Origin of the sequence: Pseudomonas sp. 22072, assembly GCF_052046095.1 — a bacterium.
In the GTDB taxonomy this organism is placed as follows: domain Bacteria; phylum Pseudomonadota; class Gammaproteobacteria; order Pseudomonadales; family Pseudomonadaceae; genus Aquipseudomonas; species Aquipseudomonas paracarnis.
The window spans coordinates 71,407-86,209 of the sequence record NZ_JBQEQE010000019.1; the positions used below are offsets into that span (position 1 = coordinate 71,407).

The 14,803-nt window shown below is 59.0% G+C and carries 11 protein-coding genes; 5 read left to right on the plus strand and 6 right to left on the minus strand.

The genetic code is table 11. From position 1 onward, the window contains the following. Positions 1-46: 46 nt before the first annotated feature. The gene (locus tag ACTJLA_RS19340) at positions 47-3,478 is read right to left on the minus strand and encodes a hypothetical protein (protein ID WP_440841911.1); all 3,432 of its coding nucleotides are present in this window, start codon (positions 3,476-3,478) and stop codon (positions 47-49) included. A 120-nt stretch (positions 3,479-3,598) separates the two neighbouring features. Then, the gene (pssA, locus tag ACTJLA_RS19345) at positions 3,599-4,942 is read right to left on the minus strand and encodes a CDP-diacylglycerol--serine O-phosphatidyltransferase (RefSeq protein WP_057977292.1); all 1,344 of its coding nucleotides are present in this window, start codon (positions 4,940-4,942) and stop codon (positions 3,599-3,601) included. Positions 4,943-5,066: 124 nt separating this feature from the next. On the opposite strand from pssA, the gene ACTJLA_RS19350 reads away from it, so the two are divergent. Further along, entirely contained in the window at positions 5,067-5,630 is a 564-nt protein-coding gene (locus ACTJLA_RS19350) for a TetR/AcrR family transcriptional regulator (RefSeq protein WP_054921956.1), read from the plus strand. 54 nt (positions 5,631-5,684) lie between these two features. Then, a complete protein-coding gene (locus tag ACTJLA_RS19355; RefSeq protein ID WP_034127356.1) occupies positions 5,685-6,164 on the plus strand; it encodes a nuclear transport factor 2 family protein in 480 nt (159 codons plus the stop codon). 173 nt (positions 6,165-6,337) lie between these two features. Here ACTJLA_RS19355 and ACTJLA_RS19360 read toward each other — a convergent pair whose 3' ends face one another. Continuing rightward, on the minus strand, positions 6,338-7,495 hold the full coding sequence (locus ACTJLA_RS19360) for a PQQ-dependent sugar dehydrogenase (protein ID WP_034127355.1): 1,158 nt from the start codon (positions 7,493-7,495) through the stop codon (positions 6,338-6,340). A 12-nt stretch (positions 7,496-7,507) separates the two neighbouring features. Then, a complete protein-coding gene (locus ACTJLA_RS19365; protein WP_440841914.1) occupies positions 7,508-7,816 on the minus strand; it encodes a hypothetical protein in 309 nt (102 codons plus the stop codon). Between the two features lie 185 nt (positions 7,817-8,001). On the opposite strand from ACTJLA_RS19365, the gene ku reads away from it, so the two are divergent. Together ku and ligD are read left to right on the plus strand one after the other, a co-directional pair. Then, complete coding sequence (ku, locus tag ACTJLA_RS19370) at positions 8,002-8,841, plus strand: non-homologous end joining protein Ku (protein WP_440841916.1); 840 nt, start codon at positions 8,002-8,004, stop codon at positions 8,839-8,841. A gap of 24 nt (positions 8,842-8,865) precedes the next feature. Then, the gene (gene ligD / locus ACTJLA_RS19375; RefSeq protein ID WP_440841917.1) at positions 8,866-11,385 is read left to right on the plus strand and encodes a DNA ligase D; all 2,520 of its coding nucleotides are present in this window, start codon (positions 8,866-8,868) and stop codon (positions 11,383-11,385) included. An 18-nt stretch (positions 11,386-11,403) separates the two neighbouring features. On the opposite strand, the gene lpxO is transcribed toward ligD, so the two are convergent. Together lpxO and ACTJLA_RS19385 are read right to left on the minus strand one after the other, a co-directional pair. Next, a complete protein-coding gene (gene lpxO, locus ACTJLA_RS19380; protein WP_014718362.1) occupies positions 11,404-12,303 on the minus strand; it encodes a lipid A hydroxylase LpxO in 900 nt (299 codons plus the stop codon). Positions 12,304-12,566: 263 nt separating this feature from the next. Then, positions 12,567-13,892, minus strand: coding sequence for a Wzz/FepE/Etk N-terminal domain-containing protein (locus ACTJLA_RS19385; protein ID WP_440841920.1), 1,326 nt, complete (start codon positions 13,890-13,892; stop codon positions 12,567-12,569). A 340-nt stretch (positions 13,893-14,232) separates the two neighbouring features. On the opposite strand from ACTJLA_RS19385, the gene ACTJLA_RS19390 reads away from it, so the two are divergent. Beyond that, entirely contained in the window at positions 14,233-14,619 is a 387-nt protein-coding gene (locus tag ACTJLA_RS19390; RefSeq protein WP_034127350.1) for a TIGR03067 domain-containing protein, read from the plus strand. The last annotated feature ends 184 nt before the right edge of the window (positions 14,620-14,803 follow it).

Here is a 14,803-nt window from a genome sequence, read left to right on the forward strand (position 1 = left end):
CCCCCGTACGTCACGGCGAGGGCGCTGCCTGAAGTGTTTCAGGTCGTCATGCTGGCAGTGCTTCAAACCCATCCAGCGGCGTGCCGGTCGGCAACCCGGTCTTTGGATGGGTCGCGTACCAACGTCCATCGGTCTGTACCGCGTACACCGGTATCGAATGATTGTGTCCGTTATGAGCACCAGGCTGAACCGCCTGCTCCTGGACATTGTGCGGCGCCTGCAACTGGTTTGATACACCCAGGCAAGTGCGCAGTTTTTCTTCCACCACGCCAAGCTTTAAAAGCACTGAGGGGTTCGATGCCCTGCCTAACGCTTTAGGCAGCGCGACGAGCCCTTTCCCTCCAGCGGCCATCAAATCTGCCGCGCCATCCAGTGGGTTCAAGAAGCCACTGACCACCTCAACCCCCTTTTCCAGTACGCGAAACGCCTTGACGCCGAAGGGAGCCACAGCTTTTGTGGACTTGACGAGCGGTTTCAAGGTTCCAAATGCCCCACCTGCGAATGCCCCGGCGGTGTCGATGATCAGCCCGCGCATCCCTTCAACGATGTTGCCTTTGGTCAGGTCAATGACGGCCCCGACAAACGGGATCATGCTCAACAAAATACTGTCGTTGCGGCGCAACATTTCGCGCTTTTGTTCCAGCGGCAACATGCCGTGCGCGACCTTCAGCACGCTGGCACGATGATGGATAAAATTGCCCTGCATGATCCGATCGACAATTGACCGGGTGCGGGGCGACGAAAAACTGTTAGGCACCTGGTTGGATGCCTCGCCCTGTACAGAGACCGGCGTAGCGTGCAGGGTCTCGCCCAGCTTATCAATAATGACACCTGGCGAGGTCACACCGGGCCTGGGCAAGGCATTGGAGCTGTAAGCGGCAAAATCAAATGGTTCCACCGCGCCCAGCCGCACGGGGAGCTCTGACACCGCCCAAGGCCCATATGTCTTCGGCACCGTTTGAAAGGTCCCTCCGAGGGCCAAATCACGCGGCAGGTCTTCGCGCTTGACGATCAACAGCTTGTCCGGGAACACCTCGAAGTAGCTGATTACCCCGTTGTAATTACAGCGTATCAGCGTGCCCTTTCGCCCTCTGCGCTCCTCCACCTGCTCCGGTGTTACATCTATCTCAGGCACGCTATCGGTTGCCTCGCGCAAGGCAAACAGGTCCACCTCCCCCCACTCCAAGGCTTGGCGATCAGCCAACGGCAGTTGGGCGATCATGCGTCTTGTGGCGATGCTCAAACCCTGCTTGAGTTTGTCCAGGTAGGCATCGACTTCACCGGGCAACTGGGCCTGCACATCCGGTAAATGGGCGATCCTGGCGTTCAACGCTTGCACGTTGGCATCAACGGCTGCCTGGTCGGATGCGCTCAGCCGCGGTATGACAAATGGAGAGGTGCGCCGGGCTGGTTGTGGCGGCTGCTCCCCGGGCGCCAGCAGCATCCACCGGTCCCTTGTAAGGTCGCCGGTCATGTACGTCTCGATCAGCGTACGCGTTCTCGGCTCGGACAGCTTCATGTTGCGGCGTTCATCCGGGTCTGCGATGTATACCCACATGGCTTTCAACTGTTCCGCGCTCAGGCCTGGAAATACTGTCTGCAAGTTCCTGATCGCCGAGTCTTCTCGTATAGGCAGCGGCAGGTTGAACTGCTCCAACGCATAAACGAGTTGCTCGCACTCCTCATTGAAAGCCGTGATGGCCTGCAGATGGTGCTGCTGTGTGTAGCGGCCATCCACTGGCTTTTCATAAAGCCCGCGCATCAAGCCCCAATCGAGTAACACGTCGATCCCATAATTATCCAATACCGCCGCTTCGCCCGGCGTACTGGTGCTCAGCCGGCTGAGCCCCATAATTTCGGTGTAGCTCATGCGCCGCGAGCAACCAGGCCCACCTTGACGCTCGGCAAACGTGACCCCCAGGCGAAAGTCGGCCCATTCCACCGAGCCTATCCGCATCGTGGAAGGGATATCCCGGACCAGAAACTCGGGCGCGCTACTGGCCAACAACAGATGCGCGGCCAGCGGTACCGTCTTTGGATCGAGCAAGGTGTTCTGAGCCAGTTGGGTCTCGATTTCAGCGCGTACCGACGCCATCGTCCGTCCACTGTTGGCGGGCTGATAGATGTCATAACCGGCAACGTTCCCAGGGCGCCGAGGCATCTCGGGGTCGATCTGCAGCAGAGCCGCCGTGAGTTCCCACTGCTTGGCTTCGAGGGTCGATAAGTCATAAGTACCGGACGTGCCCTGAAAATACAGACTGCGAGCAGCGGCCTTGCCCCAGTCCAGAGCTAACGGTTGGTCAAGGATCCGCTCCAGTATCTTGTCGGCGTTGGCACGCACCTCCTGCGGTGTGTGCTCATCGAGTACGCCGCGAAAATCCAAGGCGCGCAATAGACTCGGTTCGCTGCGGCTGATGGCATCGTCGCGCATGAACTGAGCTATCAAACGTTTGTCATTTTCAGACAACATGCCCGGTGCCCATGGTCGTGCAAGCAATTGCGCGTAATTACCCAGCGCAGGGGCAGGCGCCACCGCAGCTTGCAACCAGCGAATGACATTGCGCACTTCCTTCGCGGTCTTGGGTACGAGGAAGCCGTGAGAAATCAGTACATCACGCACGGCGGCCTTGTCGGCACCGTCTCTGGCAAGCACCGACGTGGCGCCGATCGGCGTCTGCGCATCGGCCAGCGACACCTCTTCGTCGTCGGGTCGATTGCGAACCAGATCAGCCAGGCAACCTGCCAGGTATTGACGCTCGTCCAGCCGGTCGATGGTTTTTCTTGCCGCAAGGCTGCTGCCCTGCAGCCGGCCTTTTGTCTCGGTTGACCAACCGGACCATTCCTCCGCCAACAGTTGTCCACGCACCAACGCCAACTCATCGGCATTCGTTGGCGGGGTGATGTCATGCCACTGCAAGACAGCATTGCGAGAAAACCGGTCGGACTGTTCCGGCACATAAGCCACCCCATTACCCGCCCTATCCAGCGCCGTGGCAGCGGCGCGCAATCGGGCCCCGACCTGCCACCAGCCAGAATCGTCGTTCAGAGTGAACGTCTTTCGCGTTCCCACGCGACCGCTTAGGACCAGCCCTGTGATCGAATCCGGTTTTACCACCACGGTATCCAGGGCCATGCCTTTGCTCATAATCCACGCCTTGACTTCATCAGTATTGAACGCACTGCGCAAAGCGGCAAAGCCTGCGTAGAAAGTGCTGTCGGTGGGGATCTGGACGAGGGAATCCCACGCGTGGCGCGTGGCTGATGTCGCCAGCTCGTTACGCAGGCGGTGATCACCCTCGCTCGACGCCAAGGGCACAGGTTGCAGCGTCCATCGTCGGGGACTATCTACAGCAGGATTTGAGGCTGCTTCGCGCTTGCTGCGAACAACGGGATCGGGGAAGGCGTTTGCCGCAGGGCTCACAGAATGTAGCGGCGGCGTAAACGCAAGGGTGTCGCGACTAGGGCTGATACTCGACATGTCTGTTTCCTCTGAACCAATCAAGGGCAGAGTTCTCGTCCCTAAGAACCGTCGAGAAACAACGTAGCAACCAACACAAGCTATGCGAGTAGGTAAACTCCTAAGGCGGTGAAAACAGTCCTACAGAATACGGTACAGCAACCGCTCGATGCGCACTCGACTGACCCGGCGCAGGAACTTGCCCACCGCGGGTGGATAATCCACCAGCGTTTGCAACTGTTGGTAGCCCTCGATACGGGTTACGTGCTGGAAGATCTGGGCCAACTCGGTACGCCGCGGCGCTAGCCACTGCCCTTGTGGATCATCGATCAGCAAGCCGTTTTCCAAATCGAGGCGAAACGCCCGAGGGTTGAGGTTGTTGCCGGTGAGCAAGGTGTAGCGCTCATCCACCCACATGCCCTTTAGATGGTAGGTGTTATCGCCGTCGCGCCATAAGTGCAGGTTCAACTGGCCGCTGTTGATCATCGGCTGATGCCGCTTGGCAAAGCGTCGCAGGCTGATCTCGTACAGGTACGGCAACGCCGCAATCACCTTGAAAGGTTCGGTGGGCGGAATGTAGAAATCGTTGGCGGTCTTGTCGCCCACCACGATGTCGATCTTCACACCGCGTGCCAGAGCGCGGTTGATCTCACGGGTCACCGGCAATGGGAGGTTGAAATACGGCGTGCAAATAGTCAGCTGCTGCTGGGCGCTGGCGATCAATTCGAGGATCACCCGGCTCAACGGGTTGTTCTTGCCGACGCCCAGCAATGGGCTGAGCGACAGATGGCCGTTGGGCAACTGCCCGGCCGTAGTGTCGTAGGCCGCATGCTTGAGACGGCTGCGCAGGTCGCCGATATCGTTGCGCAGGCTGCGAGTGGTGGGCGGGTTCGGCAGGTCCAGGCGATGCACGGCCTTGGACGCCACCAGGCCGTGTTCCACCAGGTGCTGCATCGAATCGGCCAGGGGTTGGCTATGGATCAGATGGTAACGGTCGAAGCGGTATTTATCGAACTTGTGCAGGTACACATTGTTCAGGCTGGCGCCGCTGTACAGCACGCTGTCATCGATCACGAAACCCTTGAGGTGCAACACGCCGAACAGCTCGCGGGTTTGCACCGGCACGCCGTACACCGGTACTTCGGTGGCGTGGCGCTGAGTCATCGCCTGGTACCAGGCGCTGTTGCCCGGTTGCTTGCCCGCGCCGATCAACCCGCGCTGGGCGCGCAGCCAATCAACCATCACCACGATGTCCAGTTCGGGCCGTGCGGCCTTGGCGGCATGCAGCGCGTCGTAGATTTCCTGCCCCGCCTCATCCTGCTGCAAGTACAAGGCAACGATGTAGATACGCCGCGTGGCCTGGGCGATTTTCTCCAACAAGCAGCGACGGTAGGCGTCGGCGCTGGGCAGCACTTCAATGGCCTCGTTGGACAACGGGAAACCGCGCAGCTTGGGCAACAGGGAGCGTTTGAAGAACGACGGCATAGGGCTCGCAATGGGTCGAATCCGAAGAGGCCCAAAGCTTACACCATGAGGCTGCTCAGGTCTCGCAGTGGGCAATTCAAAAAACCGGTTGACCATGAAGAACGATCGTTCTACTGTGCGAAACATGAACGATATTACTCAGAATGAAACCCGCGACATCATCCTCGACGTCACCGAAAAATTGATCTATCGCCACGGCATTGCTGCCACCGGCATGGACTTACTGGTGAAAACCGCCGGAGTGTCGAGAAAGAGTATCTACCGCTACTTCGCCAACAAGGATGAGTTGGTGATTGCTGCCCTTCAACGCCGCGACGAGCGCTGGATGCAGTGGCTGCGCAGCGAAGTGGAACACAGCGACGACAGCGGCCAGCGCCTGCTGGAGCTGTTCAGCGCGCTCAAGCGCTGGTTCGGCTCGGCGGACTTTCGCGGCTGCGCCTTTATCAACACCAGCGGTGAAACCGGCGACGCCCAGGACCCGGTGCGCCTGTTGGCCAAGGCCCATAAACGCAAACTGTTCGAGTACGCACTCGAACTGTGCCAAGCACATGGCACTCCCGATCCGGAGCAGCAGGCCGCGCAACTGCTGATCCTGATCGATGGTGCCATCACCGTCGCCCTGGTCATGGGTGATTCAACAGCTGCCGATAATGCGCAATGCATGGCGCGGACCTTACTGCAACTTTGAACTCACAGCCCAGGCAACTTTCGACCCAACCTTAATTACTTTGAGGAGCCGCCCATGTCAGCCCAAGAAGACGTCCGTCCACCCCTGCCGCCGTTTACCCGCGATTCGGCCATCGAAAAAGTCCGCCTGGCGGAAGACGGCTGGAACTCCCGCGACCCACAACGCGTGTCTCTGGCCTACACCCTGGATACGAACTGGCGCAACCGCGCCGAATTTGCCCATAACCGCGAAGAAGCCAAGCAGTTCCTGAGCCGCAAATGGGCCAAGGAGCTGGATTATCGACTGATCAAGGAATTGTGGGCCTTCACCGATAACCGCATCGCCGTGCGCTATGCCTATGAATGGCACGATGATTCGGGTAACTGGTTTCGCTCGTACGGCAATGAGAACTGGGAGTTCGACGAGAACGGCTTGATGGCCAACCGCTTTGCCTGCATCAACGATATGCCGATCAAAGAGAGCGAACGCAAGTTCCATTGGCCGCTGGGGCGGCGCCCGGATGACCATCCAGGCCTGTCAGAGCTGGGGCTATAACCCCGACTCTGCAGACCGAATGAGATCCAATGTGGGAGCTGGCTTGCCTAAGAAAGCGGTGGTGCAGTAACAGATTCAGCGCCTGAAACACCGCCTTCGCAGGCAAGCCAGCTCCCACACTTGGATCGCAGGGCATCAATTGGATCAGCGTCTGCTGTCAGCCCCACGTACGTTTAGTCCTGATTCAGCCCAACCCGATACAACACGCCGTCATCCTCATCGGTCAGCACATACAGAAAGCCATCCGGCCCCTGCCGCACATCGCGAATTCGCGCTTTCAATTCGCCCAACAAGCGTTCTTCGTGGATCACCTTGTCCCCCTCGAACTGCAACCGAATCAGCTCTTGGCTGGCCAGCGCGCCGATAAACAGGTTGTGCTGCCATGCCTTGAATCGGTCGGCGTCGTAGAACGCCATGCCACTGATGCCCGGCGATTTCTCCCAGACATGATGGGGCGCCACTGTGCCCTCTGCCGTCTTGCCCTTGGCTTCCGGAATCGGCAGCAGGGAATAGTTGATGCCATGGGTTGCCAACGGCCAACCGTAGTTCTTGCCGCGCTCGATGATATTGACTTCGTCGCCGCCACGGGGCCCGTGTTCATGTTCCCAGATCGTGCCGCTCCAGGGGTTCAGGGCCAGCCCCTGAGGGTTACGCTGCCCGTAGGACCAGATTTCCGGACGCACGCCGGGTTGACCGACAAAGGGGTTGTCGTCCGGCACGCGCCCATCCGGGTAGATGCGCACCACTTTACCTTGCAGCTTGTCCAGGTCCTGGGCCGTGGGGCGGTCGTTGTTCTCCCCGAGAGTCACGAACAGGTAGCCATCACGGTCGAAGGCCAGGCGCGAGCCGAAGTGGTTGCCAGTAGACAGCTTGGGCTCCTGGCGCAGTATCACCTTGAAGTCTTCCAAGCCGCTCAAGTCGGCCGCCAAACGCCCGCGCCCTACGGCTGTACCGGCCTTGCCGCCCTCGCCACCGCCTTCGGCGTACGACAGGTAAACCAGGCGGTCTTGCTTGAAGTCTGGCGACAGCACCACATCCAGCAACCCACCCTGCCCTTTGGCCCATACCTGCGGCACGCCCTTCAAAGGCGCAGACAGCTTGCCGTCCGGGCTGACAAAACGCAGGTGCCCAGGCAATTCTGTCACCAGGAAACCTTGCTGGTCGGGCAAAAACGCCAGCGCCCACGGATGGTCCAGGCCCTTGGCGACTGGCGTGGCGGTGATGCTGCCTTGCTCGCTGGGGAACTGTTGGCTATCGGCGGCATACGCCGCGCTCAACGGCAGTAACGCGCTGGCGCACAGGGCGGCTAGCAGGGTTTTACTTACAAACATAAGGCGAAATCCTTAGCGGCGATTGCCGTTGGCATCATAGGTGGGCGCTTTGGGTGCGGTGGCTGGTCGGCTGGGGGCCGCCTCCTGCTTGGGGTAGCGGTTGCCGATGCCGCCGTTTTCCAGCGTCGGCCGCGGGTTTGCCGGGACAGGCTGGATACTGCGAACCGCCGGTGCATTGGGCTGGGTGCCCTGCATGCTATTGGGGTTGGCCCGGTGAATAGGGCCGTAGTCGCTACGCCCTGGCAGATTTTGCCCCTGGGCCAATGGCGCAAGGGCCAGGCCCAGCGCCAATGCTGAAAGATGACGTACACAACGGTTCATGGCCAAACCTCTCTATGCCAAGTACTACGTGCTTTCGATAACACGCTACGCCGTGGGTTCGCGTTGTGACACTAAATAGTTTCTCATCAGGTGTAACACGATCTGTCCGAGCATCTATCCGCCGAAACTTTTGCCGTGCTCTGCGAGTCACCAGCACACAGGCTCTTCGTTGAGGAATAACACCTATGCCACGGGCAATCTGGAAAGGCGCCATCAGTTTCGGCTTGGTTCACATCCCGGTATCGCTGGTCTCGGCGACCTCTTCACAAGGCGTCGACTTCGACTGGCTGGACAAGCGCAGCATGGACCCGGTGGGCTATAAGCGCATCAACAAAACCACCGGCAAGGAAGTCACCAAGGACAATATCGTCAAGGGCGTGGCCTTTGAAAAAGGACGCTATGTGGTGCTCAGCGAAGACGAAATTCGCTCGGCCCACCCCAAGTCCACCCAGACCATCGAAATCATCGCCTTCGTCGCCAGCGACCAGATCCCCCTTCAAAACATCGACACGCCCTACTTTCTCGCCCCGGATAAACGCGGCGGCAAGGTCTACGCATTGCTGCGCGAAGCGCTGAAAAAAACCGGCAAGGTCGCCCTGGCAAATGTGGTGCTGCACACCAAGCAACACCTGGCTGCGTTGATGCCGCTGGAGTCGGCCCTGGTGCTGGTCATGCTGCGCTGGCCCGCCGAAGTGCGCAGCCTGGATGAGTTGGAGTTGGGCAGCGATGTGACAAAGCCGACCCTGGCCAAAGGTGAATTGGACATGGCCAAGCGCCTGGTGGAAGACATGAGCGCCGATTGGCAGCCCGATGAATACCGTGACAGCTTCCAGGACAAGATCAGGGCGCTGGTGGCGAAGAAGGCCAAGGCCGGCAAGATCGAAGCTGTGGAAACGGCCGAAGGCGGCGAAGAGCGAAAATCCGCGGATGTCATCGACCTGACCGAACTGCTCAAACGCAGCCTGGCGGGTAAACCTGCGGCGAAAAAGAGCGCCGCGAAAAAGTCCAATAACAAGGCCTCTTGAGCCTGCCATTGACGGGAGAACGACATGGCAAAGCCCCTGAGCGAGTACAACCGCAAGCGCGATTTCAAGATCACCGCCGAACCCGCCGGCAGCTCACCCGCCAGCAAACGTAACGCTTCGGCCCTGAGCTTTGTGATTCAAAAGCATGATGCGCGCAACCTGCACTATGACTTTCGCCTGGAACTGGATGGCGTGCTGCTGAGCTGGGCGGTGCCCAAGGGCCCAAGCTTGGACCCGAGCCAGAAACGCCTGGCGGTGCATGTTGAAGACCACCCACTGAGCTATGGCAGTTTCGAGGGCAGTATTCCCGCCGGCCAATACGGTGCGGGGGATGTAATCGTGTGGGACCGAGGCATCTGGCAACCCCACGATGATCCGCGCAAAGCCTACGCGGCGGGTAAACTCAAATTCACCCTGGTGGGTGAGAAACTCTCCGGTGACTGGGCGCTGGTACGTACCCGCCTCAAGGGCAGCGGTGACAAGGAGCAGTGGCTGTTGATCAAGGAAAACGATCAGCAGGCGCGCCCGGCCTCTGAGTTCGATATTGTCGAGGCCGAGCCCGCCAGCGTGCTCAGCGATGCGGTCGTGGGCAAGCCAAAAGCCAAGGCCAAGGCCAAACCCAAGGCCGCGCCAAAAGCCAAAGCGCCCAAGCGCAACGCTGCCCTGCCTGACGAGTTTGCCCCCCAACTGGCAACCTTGGTCGACCGCGCGCCCGAAGGTGATTGGCGCTACGAAATCAAGTTCGACGGCTACCGCATCATGGCGCGCATTCGCGACGGTGAAGTGCGCCTGTTCACCCGCAACGGCCACGACTGGACCGAGCGCCTGCCGCGTCAGTGCAAAGCCTTGCAAGCGCTCAAGCTCAAAGACAGTTGGCTGGATGGCGAAGTGGTCAGCCTCAATGGCGACGGGCTGCCGGATTTCCAGGCGCTGCAAAACGCATTCGATATCGGCCGCAGCCTGGACATCGTCTATTACCTGTTCGATGCACCCTTTTTGAATGGCCGCGACCAGCGCGAAGACCCGGTCGAGGAGCGTCGGGCTGCGCTTAAATCCGCACTGTCCGCCAGCCGAAGCAAACTGCTGCGCTTCTCCGAAGCCTTTGCCGCCAGCCAGCGCGATATTTTCGAGAGCGCCTGTGACCTGGCGCTCGAAGGCGTGATCGGCAAGCGCGCCGGCAGCCCCTACGTGTCGCGGCGCAGTGCCGACTGGATCAAGCTCAAATGCCGCCTGCGCCAGGAGTTCGTGATTGTCGGCTACACCCGCCCCCAAGGTTCGCGCAGCGGCTTTGGGGCGCTGCTGTTGGCGGTCAACGATGACACCGGCCTGGTATATGCCGGGCGCGTGGGCACGGGCTTTGATCAGGCGGCGCTGAAAACCATCTATGCCAAGCTCACGCCGCTCGAGCGCAAGGACTCGCCACTGCAAAAGCCATTGACCAGTGCCCAGGCCCGCGGCGTGCATTGGGTTGAGCCGAGCCTGGTAGGCGAAGTGCAATTTGCCGAATGGACCCGTGAAGGCGTGGTGCGCCAGGCCGCGTTTGTGAGCCTGCGCACCGACAAGCCAGCCTCGCAGATCATTCATGAACAGCCGCGCGCGGCCAAGTCGGTCAAGGCACCGCAGGCATCGAAAGCCGGTAAAGCGCAGGCAACGGTGAAGAACGTGAAAATCACTCACCCCGAGCGCATTATCGACAAGCACAGCGGCACGCAAAAACAGCAATTGGCACAGTTCTACACCGATATCAGCGAATGGATCCTGCCCTTTCTGCGCGCACGTGCCGTGTCCCTGCTGCGCGCGCCGGAAGGGATCGAAGGTGAGCAGTTCTTCCAGAAACACTCAGAGCGCATGGCAATACCCCACATCAAGCAATTGGACCCGGCGCTGGATCCAGGCCATGCGCGCCTGATGGAAATAGACAGCGTGGAAGCCCTGGTCCGCGCGGTGCAAATGGGTACGGTCGAGTTTCACACCTGGGGCGCTACCGCAGACAAGATTGAAACGCCCGACCTGTTCGTGCTCGATCTCGATCCGGACCCGGCCTTGCCCTGGAAAGCCATGCTGGAAGCGGCCCAACTGACTCTGTCGGTACTTGATGAGCTGGGCTTGCAGGCTTTCGTCAAAACCAGCGGCGGCAAGGGCCTGCACTTGATCGTGCCATTGGCCCGGCGCGATAACTGGGACACCGTCAAGGCATTCGCCAAAGCCATTGCCCAATTCATGACCCGCCAACTGCCCGAACGCTTTACCGCCACCAGTGGCCCCAAGAACCGCGTGGGCAAGATCTTTATCGATTACCTGCGTAACGCCCGCGGCGCCAGTACCGTGGCGGCGTATTCAGTGCGGGCACGCCCGGGCTTGCCAGTGTCGGTGCCGGTGAGTCGAGAGGAGTTGAAAGGATTGCGTGGCGCCCAACAGTGGACAGTGGCGAACCTGCACCAACGGTTGCAGGCCTTGAAGGACGACCCGTGGGTGGGGTATGCCAATCGGCAGAAGATCAGCAAAAAAATGTGGGACAAGTTGGGCGCGCAACCCCCTGGGTGATCCGCGCCCTGAGCCAGGTCAGATAAGAATGAAGATCAGCGCCAGACCGGCAAAGATCGCCCACTTTTCCAGGTAGTAGCGCGTGCGGTTGCGCTTTTTGAGCTCCTTGCCACGCAGGCGAATCTTGTACAGCCGGGTGAAGGCACGGTTGAGGCCGCCGGTCTTGTCACCCTCATCGTTGGGCGAACCTGCGGCCGCCATCACATTGCGGCTGAACCAACGATTGAACGCAGCCGCCCAGCGGTACTTCATCGGCCGTTCGATATCACAGAACAGTATGATGCGGTTCTGTTGGGTGGTGTTTTCCGCGTAGTGAATGTAGGTCTCGTCGAACATCACCGGCTCGCCGTCGCGCCAGTAATAGCTTTCGCCATCCACATTGATGTAGCAACCTGGATCGTTAGGGGTATCCAGCCCCAGGTGATAGCGGTACGAGCCCGCATACGGGTCACGGTGACGTACCAGCTTGGAGCCCGGTGGCAGCTCGGCGAACATCGCCGCCTTGATCGAGCCGATGCTCTGCACCAGCTCGGTGGTACGCGGGCACAGCTTCATCGCCGAGGGGTGACTGTCGCCGTACCACTTGAGGTAGAAACGCTTCCAGCCGGTCTTGAAGAACGAGTTGAAACCTACGTCGTTGTATTGCTCCGAGCGCTTGATTTCCCCCGCTCGCATCAGATTCTGGCCTTCTTCGCGGATCTCTTCCCAGTGCTCCTGCAATGGGCTCAGGTCTGGAAAGTCGCTGGGCGAGAGGTAGGGACGGCTGGGCTGCTTGGAGAACAGGTACAGGAAACAGTTGATCGGCGCCAGGAACGTCGAGTGATCACTAAGCTGGCGACCCAGCTTGTGTCGCACCCGACCACGCAGGTGTACATACGCAATGGAAGCAACGTAGAGAGCAACAATGATGAGTTTCAAGGGATTCGTCACACGTCAGGGAGAGAACAGGCTGCTCCTGCGAGCCCACAACGGCCGAGGATGGATAAGCAGCACCTGAAATCACAATTCACATACAGGTGACACGGCCGGCGGATAACCGCCTGCGTGCCACCATTGGCAGTTATTTAGCCACACTTTGTAACCAAAGGTTAACTAAGAATTGTGAAAAGCTGTCTATTGAGTGTGCTGGGGGTAGGAGCAGGCAGGCCCTTGAGCCTGCCTGTTTGAGGGCGTTTGAAGGGTTACAGCGGGGTGTCTTTATCCTCGCGGCGATCCCCTAATGCCGTATAGGGCACTGCCTGAGTGCGGCTGCGAACGAAGTAGCGGATCAGCGCAATCATCAGGCCCAGCAACAGGCCGCCGACCAGGCTCAATGCGATGACCAGCGGTTTTTTCGGCTTGATCGGCGACAGAGGCTCCTGGGCTCGACGGTCAATCGTCACCAGCTTGAGGTTGCTCATATCGATATTCAAACCACGCAACCTGGCGACTTCAGCGCGAAGCGGCTCGACGTCCTGCAAGAAGATATCTTCATTGCCCCGCTTGCGCAGCACCTCAACCTCGCGGTTGCTTTCCAGCAGTTGCAGCTCTTTGCCGATCTCGGCAATGCGCGGGTTGGTGAAATCGTCGCTGGTACGCTGCTGCAATGCAGCGCGTTCGGCTTCCAACGCCTCGGTCCCCATGAAATACAGCGGGATCTTCTGGTTGTTCACCTCGGTCCGCATGACCTGGCTCGAACCCGTGCGGGTGGAGTCGGCCATAGAGGACGGCGTTGTTGGTGTACGAATGCCCATGGACTTGGCAATGCTGATAGCTTCGGCCAACTCGGCGAGGCGGTTGGTGCGTTCCATCTTCATCTGCAGGCGCAGGGCGCTGAGTTCATCCTGCAGTTGGGCACGCTTGAGCCGGTCAGCTTCCAGCAGCTTGGCGATTTTCGATTCTTTATCGGTATCGTAATTGGCGCGGGCAGCGTCGATCTTGCCCTTGAGCTCGCTCAAGCGGTTATTGACGATAACTTTCAGGTCGGCACCCACCTGCTGACGCTCGGCGGCAATGGCGTAGTCCACAAAACCGTTGAGGATCGCAACACCATCGACGTCGGTCGGGTATTGCAACTCCAGACGGATATAACTGCTCAACGAATCGGATTTCTTCGGATCGGGCAAAATCAGATTGACCGAATTGCGGTTGAACGCCTCAAAGCTCTGCTCAAGGGTTTGCCCCGGTTTCTTGAACGCCTTGAACAACTCCTCATGATCCTTGAAGAACCCCAGGCGCGCATCATAGGAATCCAACTGCGCGCCCACCTTGAGCAGCGCATCGGCAGGCGGCAACTTATACACTTCCGAACGGTTCAAGGCGTCCAACTCGTTGATAGCCGCAGGCCGTAACACACTGCTGACCTCATAGGTCTTGGGTGCCAGGAAGGCATAACCTGCGCCTAATACCCCGGCCAGAAGCGTACACCCGATCACCAGCTTTTTTTGTCGCCAGATGGCGTGAAACAATTCAAATAAATCAATTTCATCAGACGCTGCGGAAGGCGGAAGCGGGGAAGTACGATTCAAAATAAGAACACCTTAAAATAATACTAAAAGGCCATCATTCTCAGAAGTCTGAATGACTTCAAAAATCAGGGACAACGCCCTGGATACGGCAGACCAATGGCGATGTGACCACTCAGTCCCCTGAAATATCCCACAAACTTAGGGATTATTTCGGTTTCATTTCGGTGAGTAAGCCAAAACACACAGCCATGTCAGACTGATCTGGTTGCAAGCGTAGTCAATACAACATGAAAAAGCTGTCAAATACCTGTCTTATAAAGAAAAAAATTTCGCCTACAGGTGGAACAGTGTCAGCCTCACTACAATTGAACATTTTTTTGAACAGCAATAAGGAGTTTGCATGTCACCCCTTTCCGCTTCGGACTTTCGCGCACTGCAAGGCACTTGGGAACAAACAGCCCTTGAAGACAGTGGCGTGCTCAACCCAGTGGATGCCCACAGCGCGCCGGGAGCAACGACGACAATTGCGGGGGATCGATTCGAAGTGACCACGGTCAGTGGCGAAATATTGCTGGCGGGTCGGTTCGAGCTGGACGCCAGTACCACACCCAAAAGCATCACCTGGACGGACGCCATCGGCGAAGATGCAGGCAAGCAACTCCCCGCCAGTTACCGGCTCGACGGCGATGATTTCGTGTTTATCGCAGCGGATGAGGGCATGCCCAGGCCCACTGTATTCAGCACTGGCCCAGGGCAAACCATGCGCACCTTTGTGCGGCGGTCTTGATCAAATGTGGGAGCTGGCTTGCCTGCGATAGCGGTGGGTCAGTCAACTAATCTGTCACTGAACACCGGGCAAGCCAGCTCCCACAGGTTGGAACGCGGGGCGTCAGGCAGATAGGCGGTGGCTAGCAGGCCGTTACGGGAGCAAGCTCCCTCGCCACAGGTGGACACATAAGACGTGATTATCC

What these genes read in the sequence shown, in the direction of transcription:
- ACTJLA_RS19355 (WP_034127356.1), top strand. Translation starts at nt 5,685, where the DNA reads ATGTCAGCCCAAGAAGACGTCCGTCCACCCCTGCCGCCGTTTACCCGC.
- ACTJLA_RS19390 (WP_034127350.1), top strand. Translation starts at nt 14,233, where the DNA reads ATGTCACCCCTTTCCGCTTCGGACTTTCGCGCACTGCAAGGCACTTGG.
- ku (WP_440841916.1), top strand. Translation starts at nt 8,002, where the DNA reads ATGCCACGGGCAATCTGGAAAGGCGCCATCAGTTTCGGCTTGGTTCAC.
- ACTJLA_RS19365 (WP_440841914.1), bottom strand. Translation starts at nt 7,816, where the DNA reads ATGAACCGTTGTGTACGTCATCTTTCAGCATTGGCGCTGGGCCTGGCC.
- ACTJLA_RS19350 (WP_054921956.1), top strand. Translation starts at nt 5,067, where the DNA reads ATGAACGATATTACTCAGAATGAAACCCGCGACATCATCCTCGACGTC.
- ACTJLA_RS19360 (WP_034127355.1), bottom strand. Translation starts at nt 7,495, where the DNA reads ATGTTTGTAAGTAAAACCCTGCTAGCCGCCCTGTGCGCCAGCGCGTTA.
- ligD (WP_440841917.1), top strand. Translation starts at nt 8,866, where the DNA reads ATGGCAAAGCCCCTGAGCGAGTACAACCGCAAGCGCGATTTCAAGATC.
- ACTJLA_RS19340 (WP_440841911.1), bottom strand. Translation starts at nt 3,478, where the DNA reads ATGTCGAGTATCAGCCCTAGTCGCGACACCCTTGCGTTTACGCCGCCG.
- pssA (WP_057977292.1), bottom strand. Translation starts at nt 4,942, where the DNA reads ATGCCGTCGTTCTTCAAACGCTCCCTGTTGCCCAAGCTGCGCGGTTTC.